This window comes from Heyndrickxia sp. FW510-T9 (assembly GCF_058781025.1).
This window is the reverse complement of record NZ_JBYSWK010000066.1, coordinates 1-20,818: the sequence shown is the minus strand read 5'-3', so window position 1 is coordinate 20,818 and position 20,818 is coordinate 1. Positions and strand designations below refer to the sequence as shown.

At 34.3% G+C, this 20,818-nt stretch carries 19 protein-coding genes, 2 pseudogenes and 1 other annotated feature; of the genes and pseudogenes, 17 read left to right on the top strand and 4 right to left on the bottom strand.

Features of this window, described 5'->3' with window-relative positions:
- Positions 1–173 precede the first annotated feature (173 nt).
- Positions 174–899 (bottom strand): annotated as a pseudogene (locus tag AC3WJF_RS21075) (CsxC family protein); the annotation flags it as partial.
- A gap of 201 nt (positions 900–1,100) precedes the next feature.
- Between AC3WJF_RS21075 and AC3WJF_RS21070 the strand changes: the two are divergent.
- From AC3WJF_RS21070 to spoIIP, 10 genes and pseudogenes are all read left to right on the top strand, one after another.
- Positions 1,101–1,601: pseudogene (locus AC3WJF_RS21070) on the top strand (exodeoxyribonuclease III); the annotation flags it as partial.
- A gap of 128 nt (positions 1,602–1,729) precedes the next feature.
- Entirely contained in the window at positions 1,730–1,951 is a 222-nt protein-coding gene (locus tag AC3WJF_RS21065) for a hypothetical protein (RefSeq protein WP_492455725.1), read from the top strand.
- 101 nt (positions 1,952–2,052) lie between these two features.
- Positions 2,053–2,616 carry a YdcF family protein gene (locus AC3WJF_RS21060; protein WP_492455723.1) on the top strand — a complete coding sequence of 188 codons (564 nt, stop codon included), beginning with the start codon at positions 2,053–2,055 and terminating at the stop codon, positions 2,614–2,616.
- 207 nt (positions 2,617–2,823) lie between these two features.
- Entirely contained in the window at positions 2,824–4,179 is a 1,356-nt protein-coding gene (locus tag AC3WJF_RS21055; RefSeq protein ID WP_492455727.1) for an FAD-binding oxidoreductase, read from the top strand.
- Positions 4,176–4,721, top strand: a complete 546-nt coding sequence (locus tag AC3WJF_RS21050; protein ID WP_492455721.1) for an MFS transporter — start codon at positions 4,176–4,178, stop codon at positions 4,719–4,721. Before AC3WJF_RS21055 ends, AC3WJF_RS21050 begins: the two co-directional genes overlap by 4 nt.
- A gap of 370 nt (positions 4,722–5,091) precedes the next feature.
- Positions 5,092–6,648, top strand: a complete 1,557-nt coding sequence (locus AC3WJF_RS21045) for an ABC-F family ATP-binding cassette domain-containing protein (protein ID WP_492455719.1) — start codon at positions 5,092–5,094, stop codon at positions 6,646–6,648.
- A 142-nt stretch (positions 6,649–6,790) separates the two neighbouring features.
- A complete protein-coding gene (mug, locus tag AC3WJF_RS21040) occupies positions 6,791–7,315 on the top strand; it encodes a G/U mismatch-specific DNA glycosylase (RefSeq protein ID WP_492455717.1) in 525 nt (174 codons plus the stop codon).
- Between the two features lie 223 nt (positions 7,316–7,538).
- Positions 7,539–8,132, top strand: a complete 594-nt coding sequence (locus AC3WJF_RS21035; RefSeq protein WP_492455715.1) for a YdeI/OmpD-associated family protein — start codon at positions 7,539–7,541, stop codon at positions 8,130–8,132.
- 453 nt (positions 8,133–8,585) lie between these two features.
- Positions 8,586–9,125 carry an RNA polymerase sigma factor gene (locus AC3WJF_RS21030; protein WP_492455713.1) on the top strand — a complete coding sequence of 180 codons (540 nt, stop codon included), beginning with the start codon at positions 8,586–8,588 and terminating at the stop codon, positions 9,123–9,125.
- Positions 9,115–10,029, top strand: a complete 915-nt coding sequence (gene spoIIP, locus AC3WJF_RS21025; RefSeq protein ID WP_492455711.1) for a stage II sporulation protein P — start codon at positions 9,115–9,117, stop codon at positions 10,027–10,029. The genes AC3WJF_RS21030 and spoIIP overlap by 11 nt, the downstream gene beginning before the upstream one ends.
- 311 nt (positions 10,030–10,340) lie before the next feature.
- Here spoIIP and AC3WJF_RS21020 read toward each other — a convergent pair whose 3' ends face one another.
- The gene (locus tag AC3WJF_RS21020; protein ID WP_492455709.1) at positions 10,341–11,672 is read right to left on the bottom strand and encodes an amino acid permease; all 1,332 of its coding nucleotides are present in this window, start codon (positions 11,670–11,672) and stop codon (positions 10,341–10,343) included.
- Positions 11,673–11,729: 57 nt separating this feature from the next.
- Positions 11,730–11,942 (bottom strand) — a binding site (T-box leader).
- 512 nt (positions 11,943–12,454) lie between these two features.
- On the opposite strand from AC3WJF_RS21020, the gene AC3WJF_RS21015 reads away from it, so the two are divergent.
- Together AC3WJF_RS21015 and AC3WJF_RS21010 are read left to right on the top strand one after the other, a co-directional pair.
- Positions 12,455–14,413, top strand: coding sequence for a GTP-binding protein (locus tag AC3WJF_RS21015; protein ID WP_492455707.1), 1,959 nt, complete (start codon positions 12,455–12,457; stop codon positions 14,411–14,413).
- 92 nt (positions 14,414–14,505) lie between these two features.
- Positions 14,506–14,796 (top strand): DUF6509 family protein, encoded by a 291-nt coding sequence (locus AC3WJF_RS21010; RefSeq protein WP_492455705.1) that lies wholly within the window; start codon positions 14,506–14,508, stop codon positions 14,794–14,796.
- Positions 14,797–15,189: 393 nt separating this feature from the next.
- Here the strand turns inward: AC3WJF_RS21010 and AC3WJF_RS21005 are convergent, their stop codons facing one another.
- Both AC3WJF_RS21005 and AC3WJF_RS21000 read right to left on the bottom strand, forming a co-directional pair.
- Positions 15,190–16,095: a VanW family protein gene (locus tag AC3WJF_RS21005; protein ID WP_492455703.1), complete on the bottom strand. Its 906-nt coding sequence runs from the start codon at positions 16,093–16,095 to the stop codon at positions 15,190–15,192.
- 26 nt (positions 16,096–16,121) lie between these two features.
- Positions 16,122–16,970, bottom strand: coding sequence for a hypothetical protein (locus tag AC3WJF_RS21000; protein ID WP_492455701.1), 849 nt, complete (start codon positions 16,968–16,970; stop codon positions 16,122–16,124).
- Between the two features lie 229 nt (positions 16,971–17,199).
- Here AC3WJF_RS21000 and AC3WJF_RS20995 point away from each other — a divergent pair, with 229 nt between their 5' ends.
- The 5 genes from AC3WJF_RS20995 to AC3WJF_RS20975 all read left to right on the top strand — a co-directional run bounded on the left by AC3WJF_RS20995 (position 17,200) and on the right by AC3WJF_RS20975 (position 20,740).
- The gene (locus tag AC3WJF_RS20995) at positions 17,200–18,657 is read left to right on the top strand and encodes a sensor histidine kinase (protein WP_492455699.1); all 1,458 of its coding nucleotides are present in this window, start codon (positions 17,200–17,202) and stop codon (positions 18,655–18,657) included.
- The gene (locus AC3WJF_RS20990) at positions 18,654–19,340 is read left to right on the top strand and encodes a winged helix-turn-helix domain-containing protein (RefSeq protein WP_492455697.1); all 687 of its coding nucleotides are present in this window, start codon (positions 18,654–18,656) and stop codon (positions 19,338–19,340) included. The genes AC3WJF_RS20995 and AC3WJF_RS20990 overlap by 4 nt, the downstream gene beginning before the upstream one ends.
- Before the next feature lie 307 nt (positions 19,341–19,647).
- Positions 19,648–20,103, top strand: coding sequence for a hypothetical protein (locus AC3WJF_RS20985; RefSeq protein ID WP_492455695.1), 456 nt, complete (start codon positions 19,648–19,650; stop codon positions 20,101–20,103).
- Positions 20,104–20,116: 13 nt separating this feature from the next.
- Complete coding sequence (locus AC3WJF_RS20980) at positions 20,117–20,506, top strand: DUF6220 domain-containing protein (RefSeq protein ID WP_492455693.1); 390 nt, start codon at positions 20,117–20,119, stop codon at positions 20,504–20,506.
- A gap of 15 nt (positions 20,507–20,521) precedes the next feature.
- Positions 20,522–20,740, top strand: coding sequence for an SHOCT domain-containing protein (locus AC3WJF_RS20975; protein WP_492455691.1), 219 nt, complete (start codon positions 20,522–20,524; stop codon positions 20,738–20,740).
- The last annotated feature ends 78 nt before the right edge of the window (positions 20,741–20,818 follow it).

The following is a 20,818-nucleotide window of genomic DNA, read 5'->3' as shown; positions in this document are numbered from 1 at the left end:
GGTCCAGTAACCCCAGTTGCGCCGGTATCGCCAGTAGGTCCAGTAACCCCAGTTGTGCCGGTATCGCCAGTAGGTCCAGTAACTCCGGTAGCACCAGTCGCGCCAGTAGTTCCAGTAACCCCAGTTGCGCCAGTATCGCCGGTAGGTCCGGTAACCCCAGTTGCTACGGTAGGTCCAGTAGGCCCAGTTGCTCCAGTATCTCCAGATGAGCCGAGTGCTTGTTGGACTTGTAACACTTTTATAGTAAGGTCCAATACGATTTTTTCAGTTAATGTGTCAAAAGTGCCCTCAGGACTTGCTATAACTGGTGAAACATCCAGTTCAAAGAAATTTGCGGCTACTAACTCGCCGAATGGTTGTTCATTGTATTGGACAGTATTTTCAAAGAAAGCTTTATCTAATCTAGGAACTAGGGTGTTTTTCTCATTAAGAAAAGCGGCAGTGGTTGTTGAAGATGGAGCTATAATTGGTTGATTAATAAAGGTAGAAATGTCTGCAAAACCCGAAAACGGAACATCAGCAATTCTATCTTGAAGTGCTGCAGTACAGGCATCTGTAGCGTATTCAATATTTTTACGAATATGTCCTGCTACAAATAATTTAGCTCTCGTCACGTTAAAATAGTCAGATGTGTCAATACGCGCAAATGCAACAGGTACAAGTTTAACTTCGTCTAGGAATACATTCTTTAAAACTCTCTTAATCTCAGTCGCTGCTGGGTTAAGTGGAATCGTTGATTCAACAACGATTTGAAGTGTTTGCTCTGTTAATACAATTGGAACTTTTATAGTAGTCGGGGCAGCGACTGGAGTAATGGAAGTAGGGGTAGCAGTTAATGGAACCTGTTCTGTCGATTTAACTGGACAAGGGGTAGAATCCTGTTTTGGCTGATTGTTCATAGGAAACCTTCTTTCATTATAGTATTTAGAGCTTTGATACTCTATGTTAATAAAATATACAACGATAATTTAAAAGTATAGATTTGTATAATAGTTAAAATCATCATTTATACGAAAATAGTGAAAAATTGAGTGGGAATTTAAACCATTCCCCTATTCAAAAAATAAAGGTGTGGCAGTAAAGTAGCACCATACTGAATTGAACCAGAGGGCAGAATAATTACAATAGAGTTTGAAGAATTTTATATGATAAATGTATAAAATCCTAACTCCAAACGTGATTTGGCAAGACTTGAAAAACGTTTGGCTTGGGAGGATAAAATCTGGGAATATTTAATAGCATTGGATGCGGTGAAACCTATTATTCTCTGCGGAGATTTAAACGTTGCTCACATGGAAATAGATTTGAAAAATGCGAGATCGAACAGAGGGAATTCCGGTTTTACAGATGAAGAACGCGGCAAAATGACAGTCCTTCTCGAATCTGGATTCCTTGATACATTTCGATACCTTTATCCAGAAAAAGAAGGCGCTTATACATGGTGGTCCTATATGAATAAGGTAAGGGAGCGAAACATTGGATGGCGTATTGATTATTTTATCACATCTGAAAGAATTGGGAAGAAAATAATCGATGCAGGAATTCACCCTGACATTATGGGAAGTGACCATTGCCCAGTATTCCTGGATATTGAATTGTAATCGTTAAGGCGCTTAATTGTTAGCATAGCAATCAAGTGCCTTTTTTCCTATATGTCCCCTTCAGGCTCTTCATTATTTTCGGAATATATTGTATATTAATAATTAGACCATTTAGATGAGGTGATCGTTTGATTTGGATTATTGTTCCGATATTAGCTCTTTCTATCCCGATTGTGGCAATCATTACAGACCATTTTGAGAAAAGGGAAAAATTAAAAGGTAATTTTATTAAAGAACAATTAGAATTGGAAAAGCTTAAGCATCAAAATTATTTGATGGAAACCGAAAAATTAAAGCTTGAACTGGAAAAAATGCAAATTGAAACAGACGATAAAACGAAAATATTATGATATTAAGAGGAAGTCATTAAATTGATTTCTTTTTTTTATGAAACGTTCTCGGAGAATCTTCGTCTATATAAAGGAAAGAATTAATGTTGGGGTGGAATTAGATGAGAAAATGGAAGGTCATCATTGTTCTTGGTTGTTTGTTAATTATTGGTTATATCGGATTCACCTATTTCCAAATAAAGCAAGTGGCAAAGGAGAAACCTCCTAAGAATGTTCCGTATTTAATCATATTAGGAGCTAAAGTAAAAGGGGACCAAATGTCAAAAGCATTATACGAACGTGCAAAAACTGGGTTAGTTTACCTGCAAGAAAATCCTCATACAAAAGTGATAGTAACCGGAGGACAGGGACAGGATGAGAAAATTTCAGAAGCGGAAGCTGTTCGCCGTTATTTAGTTGAGCAAGGGATTGAAAAAAATAGGATTTTAATGGAAAATAAGTCAGTTAATACATATGAAAATTTGAAATTTACCAAAAATTTATATAAGGTTAAGGAAGCAGTCATTGTTAGCAATGATTTTCATTTATTTCGGGCTTTAAAATTATCTGAAGCACAAGGAATAAAATCGTTTCCTTTAGCTGCAGTAACCCCTAAAGTCGTCAAAGGTAAGTTATATGCTAGGGAATACTTGGCCATTCTAAAGTGGAGAATAACAGGAAAGTGAACAAAGGAAATCAACTATTTCTGGTTTGATTTCCTTTTTTTGCTGATTTCCGAAAAATATATTCCATTCTTTGTAAATTATATCTATAATTATGATAAAAATAAAAAGGCTGGGGTTGAAGGGATATTGAAGAGAAGTTATTCACTCCTCATATTACTGGTGTATTTAATTGCTATTAGTAGCTCTATTTATACATATCAATTAAAAATGTCACATCCAATTGTAAAGGACAATGGGCGATTACTGCCAATTAAAGTTAAAAGCGTAGAGTCAGCTACTGGTGCAACGCAACTACAAAAGATTGTAAGGAACGCCAATAAAACAAACGACAAAATTAGTATAGCAGGTATGCAGCATAGCCAAGGCGGACAAACTTTATATCCTAATGCTATTTTAGTAGACATGAAATCTTATAATAAAATTCTTGCATTTGATCCGAAAAGAAAAACGATTACGGTACAAAGCGGCGCTACATGGAATGATATACAAAACTATATCAATCCATATGGGCTAGCCATTAAAGTTATGCAATCTCAAAATATTTTTACTATTGGCGGTGCATTAAGTGTTAATGTTCATGGAAGAGATATTCGAAATGATGCTTTAATAGATACGGTTGAATCCTTTCATTTATTAAATCCAAAGGGAAACATTATAAATGTTAGTAGAACTGAAAATCCAGAATTATTTCATTCTGTAATTGGCGGTTATGGACTATTCGGAATAATTTTAGACGCAACCTTAAAATTAACGGATGATGAGCTCTATAAAACGAAAACAAGAACCATTGACTATAAAGATTATGAAACGTATTTTCAAAAAGAAGTAGAAAATAATCCAGCTGTAAAAATGCATTTAGCACGAATTTCGGTGGCGCCGAAAACGTTTCTTAAAGAAATGTATGTAACTGACTATGTGTTATCAAAAAACCAACATGATTTATCGAAATACAACCATTTAAAAGGTGAATCTATCGCAATCCCTAAGTTTTTTCTGGGCTTATCAAGGTACAGTAATTGGGGGAAGGATTTGTTTTGGAATGTTCAGAAGAAATATATGGAGATGACGAGTGGCAAGTTAATAACAAGAAACAACGTGATGAGATCCGATTCGAATTTCATGGAATACGATAGCACATCTCGTACGGAATTGTTACAGGAATACTTTGTACCTGTAAATCAGTTTACTAGTTATATAGATAGCTTGAGAGAGACATTGAAAAAAGAGAAGGATTTTAACCTCTTAAATATTACGATTCGATTTGTAGATAAGAATCAAGAGGCAGTAATGTCTTATGCGAAAGATGATATGTTTGCACTCGTCCTGCTAATTAATCAGGGCCAATCAAAAAAGGATATCAAGAATACCGAAAGAGTTGTTAGAAAGATGATTAATATTACACTGGAACATCAAGGAAGCTACTATTTACCTTATTACTCTTATCCTAGTAAAAAACAATTACATGAGGCATATCCTAGAACGGATGAATTTTTTAACTTGAAACGAATGTACGACCCAAAAGAACGGTATGTGAACTTATTCTACGAGGAGTATGGAAAATGACCTATAAAAGATTCATTTATTATCAAAGTATCATCGTCATGGCAAGCAGTATGATTTTTCCCTTTTATGTCTTGTTATTAAAAAATGTTGGGGACAGCTATGCACAATTTGGCTGGGCATATGGACTATTTGCGTTAACCTCTGCGCTCGCTTATCCGACAATAGGAAAGTTTTCGGATCAAATAGGAGAAAAGGTTCTATTTATTATCTATTCATGGGGGATGGCAGTACTACTGTTATTTTTTCCACTAGTTACACAAGTTTGGCAAGTGTATATTCTGCAAATCATCATGGGTATTTTGGGTGCTGTGCAAAAGAATACAGAAAAAACAGCACTCGCAAAAAATGTTGTGAAGGAATCTGCTGGTAAAGAGATCGGAAAATATCATGTTTGGACCTCTGTTGGAGCTGCAATCGCGATAATAATAACGGGGTATATTGTTGATTTTATTACCATTGGAAGTATTTTTTATTTAGCATCACTTATATATTTTTTAAGTGGGTTTCTGTTATTGAAGAAGAATAAAAGCGTAATGTTATGAATGTTTTGTTAAGTATCCCTTTACAATGTACTTGATTTTTTGTAAAATTGTTAGGAATACTAATTTTAACATTGAAGGAGGAATAAGTTCGATATGAGTATGTCCTTTGTTTTTCAAATGGTTTTAGCTTGATAGGGAGAAGTATGCCCTTTTTTAGCAAAACCAATCGTGAAACAACGGACATTCAGACCTATTCCTCTTAATAATATTCGTGTATTTTGGATGCAATTCTTTATACATGTTTAAGGTAGGGTGTGTTTTCCCTACCTTTTTTGTCTATATAAATACTTGAGACCCAGAGGTTTAGTCAAAGCTTATCCTCCAAAGTTTTGCGATTGGTTCAAATAGAATATGATGGAGGTTTAATAACATGAGCATTGTTAATGTAGAAATGTTAACACATTATTATGGTGATAAATTAGTTTTTAAAGATATAGATTTCCGCTTATTAAAATCAGAACGAGTTGGTTTAGTTGGCCCAAATGGTGCTGGAAAATCGACACTTTTGAACATTTTAACGGGAATGATTCTTCCAGATCAAGGGAGGATTGAATGGCTACCTAATATTAGCGTAGGATTTCTAGAACAACATTCGGATTTAATGGAAGGGTTAAGTATTCGAGATTATTTGCGAAATGCATTTAAATATCTATATTTGCTTGAAGCGGAGATGCTGGATGTTTCAAGTAAAATGGAATCCTGCAGCGAGGATGAATTAACGAGGCTTTTAAATAGATTTGCACAAATACAGGAGCTATTGGATCATCATGATTTCTATTTTCTTGATACAAAAATCGATGATGTTGCATATGGACTTGGAATCGGTGCGCTTGGTATGGATACGGATGTTTCCGCATTAAGCGGTGGTCAAAGAACGAAACTTTTATTGGCTAATCTGCTTCTGAAGGAACCGGATATTTTATTGCTTGATGAGCCAACTAATTATCTTGATTTTGTTCATATTGAGTGGTTAAAAGAATATCTGAAAAATTATCCAAATAGTTTCATCCTAATTTCTCATGATGTTGATTTCATGAATGAAGTAGTAACAGTCATATACCACTTAGAAAATTTCCAATTAACGAGATACTTGGGTAATTATAAAAAATTTATGGAGACATATGAACTGAGAAAACAGCAACAGCTATTTGCTTATGACAAACAGCAGGAAGAAATTCAAAAGCTGGAAACGTATATTCAAAAAAATAAAGCACGTGCATCTACGACAAAACAAGCGAAATCTCGTGAGAAAAGGCTAATGAAAATGGAGATAATTGAAAAACCTGATATAACACCTAAACCAAGATTTCATTTTAAAGCAAGTCTTCGTCCGACAAGTAAAATTATTGAAACAAAGCAATTGGAAGTAGGCTATGGCACACCGCTCTTCCCCCCTATAAGTGTAACGCTGAAAAGAGGAGAAAAGGTCGCGGTGATTGGGCATAATGGAATAGGGAAATCAACCATGTTAAAGACTATTATGGGTGAATTAGATCCGTATAATGGTTCTGTTTTATTTGGCCAATATGTAAAACCTTCCTATTTTGCACAGGAAGAAAATATCGGGTCTGAGCTTACTCCATTAGAATATATTTGGTCCATGCATGAAAAAATGACTCAGAAGGAAATACGTCAGGCATTAGCTCGGGCTGGCTTGAAAAAAGACCATATTTTCCAGCCTTTGAAGTCGCTAAGCGGTGGTGAACAAACAAGAGCAAGGTTATGTCACTTAATGCTGGAAGACAGTAATTGGCTTATTTTAGACGAACCTACTAATCATTTGGATGTTGCTGCGAAAGAAGTATTAGCTTCTGCTCTATCTCAGTACGAAGGAACGGTACTTCTTGTATCGCATGAACCTGAATTTTATCAGGACTGGGTTACAGGTATTTGGAATTTGGAAGAATGGAAAGGCAGTATCAGATAATATTGCTTGTTTAAAATTTAGGGCATCTTTCCTAATAAAATGAGGGATGTCCTTTCCCTAGATTAAATTTAGGATTTTATGAGATTTTCTTTGCTAAATATAAAGACAGCGCTTAAAAAACATAAATGAAGAAGGTGAAGATGTGGAGCCGATTCAAGATCATTTAAAGGATCATTTAGATGTGGTATTCGTTGGGTTTAACCCAAGTATCAGATCAAGTGAAACCGGTCATCATTTTGCGAATCCAAACAATCGTTTTTGGAAGATATTATTTGAAGCTGGAATTACCCCTCGTAATTATATGCCTGAAGAAGATTCTAGATTGTTGGAATTAGGTTATGGATTAACGAATATTGTAGCAAGACCAACGAAAAGTGCGGATGAAATCTCTAAGGAAGAGTACAAACAAGGGAAAGAAACTTTGAGGCAAAAGATCTTGGCGATAAAACCATTGATTGTATGTTTTGTTGGAAAAGGGGTTTATCAAGAATATAGCGGAAAACGCAATATTTCTTGGGGCGTTCAAGATACATCTGTTGTTCCAGGAACGGTTGATTATGTTGCTCCATCATCAAGTGGATTGGTTCGCATGAAAATAAATGAAATAATAGATATTTATAAAGAACTTCCTATGCTGATTGCAACTTTAAAAAATAATAAAAAATGAGGCTAATGAACATTATTCATCCGGCTTTTGATGGCTAATAATTCTATTAACTTCAATAGATTGGTTTTTAATATCATTTCTAATGATTCTATTCTGTCTTCATCTTCAAGACTAGTCTTCTTGACATGATACCAATTAATGTCCTATTATAAAAATTTGAGAAAATGAGAACAATCTTGCTTGATTGTCAATTGATTGAAATATTGAAGAGGAGGCTGCCCGAATGACAAACAATAGCTTGAATCCTAAGGTTGATGCATTTATAAGTAGATCAAAAAAGTGGAAGAAAGAATATGAGAAGCTGAGAAATATCGTTCTGGACTGTGGGCTGACCGAAGAATTTAAGTGGATGCATCCTTGTTACACTTTTGAAAATAAAAACACGGTTTTAATTCATGGATTTAAAGAATACTGTGCGCTTCTATTTAACAAAGGTGTCTTGTTAAAGGATGAAAAAGGGATTCTAATACAACAAACGGAGAATGTACAAGCAGCGCGCCAGATTCGCTTCACAAATGTTCAGGAAATAGATGAAATGGAAAGCATTTTGAAAGCCTATATTAATGAAGCTATTGAAGTGGAAAAAGCGGGTATGGAAGTGGATTTTAAAAAGACTACAGAATACATAATGCCGGAAGAATTTCAAAATAAATTAGAGGAGATCCCTGCCTTGAAAACTGCTTTTGAAGGTTTGACACCAGGACGGCAAAGGGCATACCTTCTTTATTTTTCTGCAGCTAAGCAATCCAAAACCAGGGAGTCTAGGGTTGAAAAATATATGCAGCAGATACTCGATGGAAAGGGATTAAATGATTAGTGTAACCTATGTGAAATAATTTAATCAAATATGATATTACCTTATTTTGCGATCATTCGAACTTCTATATGTAGCGGAGTAACACTCAACCATATAATTTTAAAAAGTACACTAGAATGTGATCAGTAGAGCAAAAGCAAAATGCCTTGTTGTAGGCTTGTATATTACTGGTTAATAAAAGAAAAATATCGCATATAAAAGCGTTCCCTTTATTTAAAAGGGTACGCTTTTTTCATTCCTATTAACTGAGCATGTTTAAAAAAACGGAAAAATTAGAGGTAAAATGATTTCTTTTCGAGAACTTGTAGAATGGCTGCTTATTACAAATAAAGACTGTCTAAATGATGGTCTATTTATATACGACAGGTCCTACGAGTGAAATTAAGAAAAAACTGTAACCTTTTCCTAAGCTCAAACGATTTATATATGAAATAAAAATGAGGGGGGAAAGATTTGTTTGATAATGAAAAATTTGAGGAAAAGATTGATACGATCTATCTTCGTCATTATTTAGATGTTTATCGATTCCTTATTTGTTTTTCGGGAAACCAAAACGATGCTGAAGATTTAACCCAAGAAGTGTTTATTCGTATCCTAAATAACTTGTCTAACACTAACAGAATAAATAACGTGAAAACCTGGATATTTTCAATTGCGAAGCACGTTGCAATTGATCATTATCGTAAAAGCAGATTTACTTCTATTTTCACTGATGGATTTTTTAAAAATATTGTATCAGCTCAAAAGGAACCCAATGAATTATTGGAAGAAAACGAAATGAAAATACTTGTCCATACAGCAATTTCAAAGTTAAAACCAAACTATAGAGCAGTAGTCATACTAAGAGGTATAAACGAATTTTCAATTAAAGAGACAGCAGAAATCCTTCATTGTAATGAAACAAAGGTCAAGGTTGATTATCATAGGGCATTAAAAGAACTTAAAAAGAAATTAAAATGGGATGTGGAGGAGGTTATGGGAAATGCAAACTGATAAAGACTTGTTTGACCTAATTAAAAAAGCATATCCACTAAATCCTAGAGAGGAATTTGTATCATCCACCTCTAATATGCTTAAACAATCTGCTAGGAAATTAATGTTAAAAAGAAGAATAAAACAATTTTCAATTGCTTCAATCTCTATAGCAATATGTGCCATTACTCTGTCTTGGTTTATCTTGAATGGTGGAAAAGAAATGATTATCAATAATCTAAACATTCATCAAGAAGATAATTCCTCATCCAAAGCAACTTTTAGCAACCAAAACCCTCTCGTTTATATATATCAAACGCATAATTTGGAGTCTTTTTTCACAGAATCTAAATCGCATGACGTTAATGAAACTGTTGACGAAACAAAAAATATTACATTAGTCGGTGAAAGATTAAGCCAATCATTAAAAAAGAGAGGGATTAATTCCATCCACGATGAAACCAATATAATGCAAATATTAAAAAAGAAGAGTTTGCCATTTAGCGATTCATATAAAGTATCAAGAGAGCCATTAGAAGAAGCATTAGTAAATAATAATACGATCAAAATGGTTTTTGATTTACACAGGGATTCACAAAAAAGAAGTGTTACCACAATGAAATTAAGCGGAATAGATTATCCTAGGATTGCATTTATAGTATCCCGTTCAAGTGGAAAATTCAAAGAGAATTTTAAGTTTGCTACACTATTCCATAATAAAATTGAAGAAAAATATCCTCACTTATCAAGAGGAGTTTTTGTTAAAGACAATCCACCGAATAAAAATAGTTATAATCAAGACCTTTTTGGTAACTCTGTTTTGTTAGAAATCGGTGGACCCGAAAACACTTTGGATGAAGAATATAGAACCGTGGATATCCTTTCAGAAATCATTAAAGAAATCCTGTTAGATTGGTCTAAATAACAAAAGGGTTAATATATATATTGCTGCTCAGGTAACTTTGATTAAGTACCTCGCCAGCCATTTGAACACATTCTTAAGTTAATTTGAATTTCGACGGGGCTATAAATTATAAGGAATATGTAACAAAGCTTGAGTTCGAGGTAATGCTAGGAATAAAAGTATCAAAGTAAATTAGACGTCACGCTATTAATGTAACGGGTGCTTGTAGAACGAATAAAAAAGGACCATATATATTAGGCATATCAAATATATATATGGTCTTTTATTATCAAAATCATTCCTATCGTTCCAAAAAAATGATTTTCGGAAACTTATTTTTTATGTTTAAAGGATAACAGTACAAGGAGAATAAGGATGATAAGACTAACATATGTGCCGACCTTATTTTGTGCATTAAACATAAAAGATATAAATATCGTAATTAAACCGATTAAAGCTATGATTGTAGTGAAAGGAAACCATCTAACTTGAAAGAAAGGTTTTTCCTTATATTGTGGTCTTAGCTTTAATTGAGAAAAGCATATGCTAATCCAAATGAGCATGATGGTAAAGCCAGGAATGGTCATCATATAATTAATGATCTTCTCAGGTGCAAAATAGGCTAAGAAAACCCCTAATAGAATAAGAAATCCTGTAATGAGTATTCCGTTTAAAGGTGTACCGTTTTTGGAGACTTTTAACATTATTTTCGGTGCTTCTCCTGTTTGCGCCATTGAGAACAGAGTTCTGGAAGTTGCGTATATCCCTGAATTCGCTGCAGAAAGAACAGCGGTTAATAGGACAAAGTTCATGATATTTGCTGCTCCTGGAAGCCCTGCAGTACTGAATACTTGAACAAATGGGCTATCTACACCTGATACTTTATCCCAAGGAACGATACCGCAAATAATGAGAATAGGGAAAATGTAGAAAATAATGACTCTCCATACAGTTCCTTTTACAATTTTAGGTAATACTTTTTTTGCATCTTGTGTTTCTGTTACAGCTACTCCAATTAGTTCGGCACCGCCATAAGAAAACATAACGACTAGGAAGGCACTGAAGGTTCCTCCTAAACCATGAGGGAAGAATCCGCCATGAGAGGTATAGTTGGATATCGGATGATCAATAGAGCTTGGAAAAATACCTGATATTATAAGGCATCCTAAAATAATGAAAGCAATAAGTGCAAATATTTTAATTCCGGCAAACCAAAATTCAAGCTCTCCGTAAAATTTTACATGGAATGAATTTATCCCTAATATAACGCAAGCACATAATAAGCTTAATAACCAAAGCGGGATATTAGGAAACCAATATTGCAGAAAACTTCCTCCTGCCAATAATTCAACCGTTGTAACGATAACCCAGTTAATCCAGTACAACCAGCCGACAATGAATGAAATGCGATGACCGAATGCTTTATTTACTAAATGCTGAACATTCATTCCTGGATGGGCAATGGCCATTTCACCTAAAGCTACCATTACAACTAATAGCAATAGCCCACCTAATAAATAGGCTAGAACCACACTTGGACCAGCAATCGATAATGTATCAGAACTGCCTTTAAAAATTCCAGTTCCAATCATTCCTGCCAGAGCAATAAATTGTACATGTCTCGGTAATAATCCTTTTTTTAAATCTTGTTGTTTCTTCTCCATGCTGATCTTCGCCTCTCTTAATTAGAATATAAAAAATCCCTACTAGGAAAAAATCCTAGTAGGGACGATTTAATATCGCGTTACCACCCTATTTGCAAACAAATAAGCTTACCACTTCATTGTTATAACGATTGAAAACCGTCTTATTCTAAGTTGAATAAGCTGCTCCAAGAATGAAATTCGCTCTTTGCAAGTGTGCTGATTTTCACCAACCATCAGCTCTCTTTAAGCAACATGCAAGAACTACTTAGTTCCCTTCAAAGCATTTAATATATGGAATGTTTTTAATTTTTATTCTAGCTTTTGAACGTTTATGCTTTTAAGCAATAAAGTATGTCTATTAATATATCAAGGTGGTTTTACAATGTCAATTTATTTTTTTTACAAGAGATATTTAATTTTAAAAATATTTTGCTAGATATTTATTACAGATAATCTAAGCAAAGAAAATAGCACGCCTTAATAGCGTGCCAGGTACGTAATGTAACAATCATTCATCTTTTATAAGTTGGTATTGTAATTGTTCTGAAAGATATGGATTTACGGATTATTTTTAAGTAAACAGCAGGTAACTTATCATAGTGGTGGCTCAATTATTTTATTTTTAATTACAGCTATCCTTATGATTTGTGTATTTGTTATGACTTTCTTATTGTTAAAGGAAGCAGATAAAACGTTTAAACAGTCTATTCGTTCGTAAATATTTTCCCATATTCTAAAAAAGCTGTAATGCTTTTGTTATAATGATATTCAACAAGATTTATCCTACTGAGGTGCCAGAAATGAAACAAATAACGATTGGGATATTAGCACATGTGGATGCAGGAAAAACGACTTTTGCGGAACAAATACTTTTCCATACAAATAGCATTCCAAAACGTGGAAGAGTGGATCATAAAGACGCATTTTTAGATAGCCATGAAATCGAGAAAGCTAGAGGCATAACGGTATTTGCAGATCAAGCCATTTTCGATTACCAAGATTCTCGCTATACAATGATTGATACTCCGGGACATGTTGATTTTTCACCAGAGATGGAACGAGCTATCCAAGTGATGGATTATGCAATTATTATCATTAGTGCAGTTGAAGGCGTGGAAGGACATACAGAAACGGTATGGAATTTGCTTAAAAAGCATCGCATTCCTACTTTTTTCTTTATTAATAAAACGGATCGTATTGGTGCGGATATTCATAGAGTAATTGAGGAAATTCGGATAAATTTAACGGAAGACGTTTGTCTTTTAGATAACTCATTTACAGATGGTAAAATGGACGTTCCATTAATAGAATTTTTAGCAGAACGGAATGAAAGTTTGCTTGATGATTATATGGAAAATGGCTATGAAAAAAATAAATGGCTAAAGGAAATGCAAAAGATGATAAAAAACAATATCATTTTTCCAATAGCATCAGGTTCCGCTTTACAAGATGTTGGTATTTCGGATTTTTTGGAAAAAATAGACGTATTAACAATATCTGACTATGATTGTCAGTTGCCTTTTTCCGGGAGAGTTTATAAAATCCGCTATGATGAGAGCGGGGCGAGGATGACTTTTATAAAAGCACTAAGCGGAATATTAAAAGTTAGAGAAGAAGTAACTTATAACTATGATGACCAAATGAAAAGAGAAAAGGTCACTCAAATTAGAAAATATAATGGGAAGAAATTTCAAATTGTCGATAAGGTTGTAGCGGGTGAACTTTTTGCTGTAACTGGATTATTATCCTTTTCTACTGGAGATGGTCTGGGAGCAATGCAGGATAAGGCACTTTTTGAAATGATTCCAACTCTTAAATCTAAGGTAATATTTGATCCCTCTTTAAATGAGAAAGAGGTATTAAAATACTTTCGATTGTTGGATGATGAGGATCCTTCCCTAATGGTAACCTGGGACGAAAAATTTCAAGAGATTCATATTCATGTGATGGGAACCATTCAGCTTGAAGTACTGGAACAAATTGTTAAAGATCGTTTTGGATTTGAAGTTCGATTTGATAAACCAGAAATTTTATATAAAGAAACAATTGCCTCAAAAGTAGTCGGATATGGACATTTTGAACCATTGAAGCATTATGCAGAAGTTCATCTTCGAATAGAACCTGGTGAAAGTCAGAGTGGAGTGTCATTTGCAAGTGTTTGTCACCCAGATGATTTACCAATCAGCTACCAGAATCTGGTTCGTCATCACTTGTTTGAAAAAGAACATCGCGGAATCCTTACAGGTTCAACAATGACAGATATTAAGGTCACTTTATTAACGGGTCGAGCACATATCAAACATACAAGCGGCGGGGATTTTCGAGAAGCCACTTTTAGGGCATTGCGACAAGGATTAGAGAAAGCAGAAAACCTTTTATTAGAGCCTTATTATGACTTTAAAATTAAAGTAGACATAGAACAAATGGGTAGAGTTCTAGCAGATGTGCAGAGTGCATACGGGAAATTTGATAACCCAGAGACAATTGGAAATAAAGCAATCATTAGCGGAAAAGTTCCTGTTGCGACCTTTATGGATTATGGTTCAATTCTAGCCTCCTTTACGCAAGGGAGAGGCACTATGAGTATTGTATTTGGGGGATATTATCCTTGCCATAATCAAAAGGAAGTAATAGAGAAAATACAATACGACAAAGATGCAGATTCTGAATACACATCTTCCTCGATTTTTTGTACAAAAGGAGCAGGATATTCTGTTCCGTGGGACGAAGCGGAAAGCAAAATGCATTTACTGAAGTAAAAGCGAAGAATGTATTTATTATATATGATAGAAGTGTATAATAAAGTTGCTATCAGATTTATTATTTAAGGTAATTGGAAAGGACGCAGAAAATGGATATTATTGAATATACAGTCGAAAAGCTCGAGGATCCAACGGGGATATTAACAGGTAATCGTTATGAATTTATTCTTTTGATAGAAGTCCCTGAAGATGATGAACTATTTTCTGAAAATGGTTTATATATAAAAGCGATTTATGTTGTTGATGACAACCAATCACGTGTAGCACAGTATCAAATATTTGAAAAAGTAACGGAACGTTATCTTGAGTTTGAATTAGAAGAAGATGAAATAAAAACGTTAGAGGATTTTTGTAGAGAACATATTGGTGAACTGAATTAGAAGAATTTCAACAAGAATAAGGGCTAAATAGCTCTTTTTCTTCCAAAACAAATTATGCGAATCTAATGAAAGTGTTGACAATTGATTTGTCAATTGGTGTATTTTGCTTAACTTATTTGAAAAGAGTGAGAAGGTACGATGTCAATCTTAATGCAAATAGAAATGGAAATGAAAATCAATGCCTCTCACTTTTAACGGATTCTAGCCCTCTGTTTAATAGCGATAAGGGCATTGGATAAAAGGATATTTTTTACTATAATTGCAAGATAAACCACAGAGTTATGAATTATTCTGTGGTTTTTTGTGTTCATACGAATTAATTCATTTCCGGTTATTTTCTATCGCTATAACTAATAAATTTGATGTGTTGATTTTCACATTAAAAAGACTTATTTACCGTTCCTGACTCACCTCTTTCGGTAATTTCTTTGGGGCGCTCGGGACATCCTTTGATTTGTAGTTAATATCTTCAGAGGATAATACAACAACAAATAATTGTCCTCCAATCACTCTTGCTCGAATAAGCAAGGGCTGATTGTGAGGATTTTTAAATTTGAAATCCGGTCCATACCAGCTTACGGTTGCGTCTCTGTTTGGTGGAACATACGGTACACGTCTACTATGGGAATAGCGTTCCGTTATTTTTACACTTGCCTTATCAACGGCATTGAATAAGGTAGAGGATACTTGGCAGATTCCACCTCCGATACCTTCTGAAAGTTCTCCTCTAACAATTACAGGTGCGGGAAGATAGCCTTTCGCAATGGTACGCTTTCCAACTACTTTATTAAATGAGAAGGTATCTCCCGGAAAGATAACATGTCCATTAATCGCATTGGCAGCTAGCCGTATATTATGAGTCCGTTCTTTATTAGAGCTGTTAAAATAAGTAACGTATCTACCAATGCTTATTCCTCTCAAATTCGCGAGAAGTTCGCTATCTACTCGTGGATAGACAACTTGGAGTGGAACTTCAATCGTTGCCGATCCTTTTTGAAAGTAAGATGTGTAAAACATATCTTTAAACCGATGTGAATCAAGCTTATTTCCAGGTACTTCACTAATCATGCTTCCATTTTCATTAATGGTTGCATTAACTGGATTTTTAAATGCCTTCTTCCCGATGTGCTCCACAAATAAATTGAATTTATCTTCATTAATGATTGGATGATCAAAAGGAGGCAGAACAAAGTCAGATCTTTGGACGCTATGCATTGTCTTACCATCCAATTTTAAATAAATGCTGTTTTCTTCTACAGGATAAAAGGACATCATTAGTAAGCTTAAAAAAAGTTTCATGTTGTGTTCCACCTCCAAATATGTATTTACTTTTTTGTGAGTTCCATTAATGGGTCCACATTAATTTTCCAAGGCGAAATTGGTGAAGTTCTTATTAGATGAAAATGAATGCTTGTTCTTACTGGCCCATTGTTTTTAACTTGTAAACTTACTTCTACAGGTATGTCTGCTTCCAGAGCTAAGGGATCGGGTTCTACAGATGATAATAGCTTCCAATTCATCGCATCAATGTTTGTTATATTTTTTAGTTCTTTTTTAATATTTTTTTGATCGGTTATTGCAACTTTCTTGGCTAAACCTTGATCACCATTTTTAATAAAAACTAAAAAAGTGGTTGTTAATTGATTTGGGGTGAGATCACGAACAAAATCATCTATTGTTCCACCAGCTTTGTTGATCATCACTTGATGAGATAAATCTGATCTTTCGGAGCGATGTGTCACACTTCCTTTAAAATGGATGCAAAAATGGCCTTTAAATCCATTATCCAATGCACCTGCACCATGAGGCATTCCATGCATGGAAGCAGCTATTAATTTGTTGTCAGCTTGAATGAGAATCGCCCTTCTTCTCCAACTCCAATGACCATTATAAATTTCCTTCATCATTTTCGTATCTTTTCTAGTTAATGGTTGAACATCTGCATGATGCCTTCCAGCACGTCTTTGTACATTGAAACTTTTACCAGTTTCGACATCAATAACAGTAAATTTAGAATATCGAGGTAGGAACTCATTTACCTCTTTCCAATGGAGTATCTCAATTTGATAATCCAAAAGATAGTTCTCATTATTTTCGCTTTTCGCATATGTATGGCAGGTGCAATAGCTCAAAAGCAGGAAAAAGAATAGCAATAGGAAACCTTTTTTTAGCATATTAGATACCTCAAATCAACTTCAATTTATGTTTATGTTTTACCATTTTTTCGTGAAGAATAGCTTAAAAAAAATGGAAATAAGCAACCGAAAATATATGGATAAAGAAAAATTTGCATGATAATCTGTAATCAAACGAAATTTAATAAAAATTTAAGAATTTGTTTCTTGATCGTTTAGAATTAAGTGTTATTGTTCTTTTTATTTATTACGTAGTGTAGGTGATTAAATGTCCATTCGAAAACGGTTATTTATATCTAATGCCGCAATGGTGTTGATGCCAATTTTTATCTTTATCCTTTATTTTTTATTATTGAGTATCGTTTTTAGTGGGGATATTAAAATGTTAGGCAGTAATTTTCATCAAGGCTGGCAGCGTCCGGAATCAAGTGAAAATACGAACATATTCAATCAACTAATTAAGTTATCATCCAACAATCCCGAAAAACTACTAGATGAACATTATCTTGATTCTGTAACAACTAAAATAGAGAAAAATCAATCGGGGCTCATTATTAGAAAAGGAAATAAAACATTTTATAAATCAACATATGTACTAAATATTGCAAGCGCTGATCTTCCAACATTCGGTAATGAAGGATATTCCCCCAACACATGGTTTGGTCATAAGCAATATTCCGTGAGACAGCATGATTTTTACTTTAAAGACGGTATGGAAGGTTCGATATTTTTAGTGGAGAAAGGAATTAATTTTTCACAGTATGCAAGAAGGTATTTCCCCTTCATTTTCTTCGGAATCGTGCTTATTTTAGTTGGAACAAATGCTTTGCTTTCTTACTTTATGTCAAGAAGCATCTTAAGACCTGTTAATCAATTAACATCTGCCTCTGAGAAAATCAGTAATGGACAATTAGATTTTCATCTTAAGACTTCCAGTATGGATGAACTAGGAAAATTGGTGAAAAGCTTTGACCAAATGCGTGCGAAATTAAAGGAATCCCTAGAATTAAGAGAACGATATGAAAACAATCGGAAAGAATTAATTGCAAATATTTCGCATGATTTAAAAACACCGATCACTTCTATACGAGGTTATGTAGAAGGAATTATCGATGGTGTAGCAAATTCTAAAGAGAAGCTACAGAGCTATCTAAATACAATTCATGCTAAAGCGGAGCATATGGACCATTTAATTGATGAACTCTCCTTATATTCCAAATTGGATGTTAAAAGTGTACAGTTTCAATTTGAAAAGGTGAAAATGAATGCATTTTTAGAGGACTATATAGAAGAATTAAGAATGGAAAATAACCATGATTTGAAAGTTACCCTCACCACAAGTGATGTATTAACCGCATTAGTAGATCGTGATAAGCTTATTCGTGTGATGAATAATATTATTCGAAATAGTATGAAGTACAATAATAAAGAAGTTTGTAAAATCATGATTTCATTGCAGGATAGAGGAAAAGATGTGTGTGTTTCGATTATGGACAATGGCCCAGGAGTTTCATCGGAGGATATTAACCGCATTTTCAATCGTTTTTACCGAGCAGATCCTTCAAGGAATTCAAAATCTGGCGGAAGTGGTCTTGGATTGGCAATTGCAGCGCAAATTATTGAAGCACACGGAGGGAATGTTTGGGCAGAAAGTTCTACAGGAGAAGGTCTGACCATTCATTTCACATTAAAGAAACCTGATAATGAAGGTAGTGATGACGTATGAAAAGAATATTGATTATCGAAGACGATCAAAGTATTGCGGAGCTTGAAAGAGACTATTTAGAAATAGAGGGTTTTGAAGCATGTATTGTCGAAGATGGAAAACATGCATTAGATACCGCACTTAACGGCCATTTTAACTTAATTTTACTAGATTTGATGATTCCTAATGGCAATGGATTTGAGATATGTAGGGAACTTAGAAAAACAACAGATATTCCTATTCTAATGGTAACAGCAAAAAATGAAGACATTGATAAAATACGCGGGTTCGGTTTAGGGGCAGATGATTATATTGTAAAACCATTTAGTCCAAGTGAGCTTGTTGCAAGGGTAAAAGCACACCTGGCAAGGTTTGAAAGGCTAGTTCGAAAAATGGCACCAGTTGATGATATCCAAATCCAAGGACTTTATATTAACAAGGCTTCCAGACAAGTTTTTGTTAATGAAGAAGAAATTGTCCTGACTACTCGAGAATTTGACCTATTAACCTTTCTTGCTATACATCCAAATCAGGTTTTTAGCAAAGAGCATTTATTCGAGCGGATATGGGGGTTGGATTCGATGGGAGATACATCAACTGTAACGGTACATGTACGGAAAATACGAGAGAAAATAGAAACAGATCCTAGTAATCCAACGTATATTGAAACGGTATGGGGAGCGGGGTATAGATTTAAAGCTTGATAAAAAAGTCGTTCTTTATCTTTTACAAAGAGGTAGAGAGCGGCTTTTTTTATCGTTTATTGGTTAAATCTATGGGTAACTTTATAAAAAATTGTCTACGTCTAGCTCCAGGTGAAATTTGCACTACAATTTCAATAGCGCCTATCTGCTAGCAGATGATCAAGGCACTTACGCATTTGCTTTTAATAAATATTTAAGAATTGGTTAAGAGCGGGTTTATATTTAGCACCTACAATATAGCTTGTTGGTAGATAAATTATGAAAGAAGGGAGAGAAAGAACTGAAGCTTTCTATAAAATCGAAACAGATGCTGCTAACTATTCATCTTATTTTTGCAGCGATTATGTTAGGGAATATGATAGCTTTTTTGATTTTCAGCATCACTGCTGCAGTGGGAGATCGTCAAACTTCAATTACGTGTTTTCATGCCATGAATATTTTATCTAAAACATCCGTTCGGGCATCGACGATTGGAGCAACGTTAACAGGTATATTCTTGTGCATTTGGACGAAATGGGGATTATTTCGTTATTATTGGATAATCGCAAAAGAAGGGCTGACATTACTTGTGATTGGCTTAAATTTATGGGGAATGTATTCATGGACATTGCAAGCATTAACGATTGCAAAAGAAAACGAGACGAATGATTTTATTAATCAAGCATATCTTTGGACAGGAATTTTGCTGCAAATTGTTTCGTTAGTACTAATGTATATCATTTCTGTTTACAAACCATGGGGAAAAAGAATTCAGTCAAAATAAGGAGGGGATATATTTGGATAATAAGAAACACGGAAGCAATGGAGTTAAAATCATCTTTATGATTTTTTCTTTGTTATTTTTCATCGGTATAGTGGTTCAAGTTTTTTTAGCAGGGGTCGCTATATTTGCCGATATTGGAAATTGGTCAAATCATGAAATTTTTGTCCGTTTTTTTGAATTTATCCCAATTGGAATGTTCATTTTAGCATTCTTCGGAGGAATTCCAAAGACGTGGAAATGGCAAAGTGCAATCTTGTATATAATGATTATTTTACAATATATAACAGCTGGTCTTATCGGGAAGGTTCCATATATATCAGCTCTTCACCCGATCATTGCATTACTTTTATTTTGGAGAGCTCTTGTCTTGTTACAGTTATCAATGAAAATTATTAAAAAATAATAGGAGTGGATTACTATGCATCATTGGGGACATTTTCACCCATTTTGTTTTATAATTATTATCTTTTTAATAGGACTTTTTATTGCCAATTTCAGAATGTGGAGGGGGAGAAGAGGGTATTGTACACACAAGTCCAGTCCGGATTCCTTGACCATTCTTGATAATCGTTTGGCAGCTGGCGAAATAGAAATAGAGGAATATCAAAAATTGAAAGAAATTTTAAAACAAAAATAGTGATAAATTTCATGAAAAAAGAAGTTTGCGGAAAAGCAAACTTCTTTTTTCTATATTTTCTACTATGTGGTTTGTAAA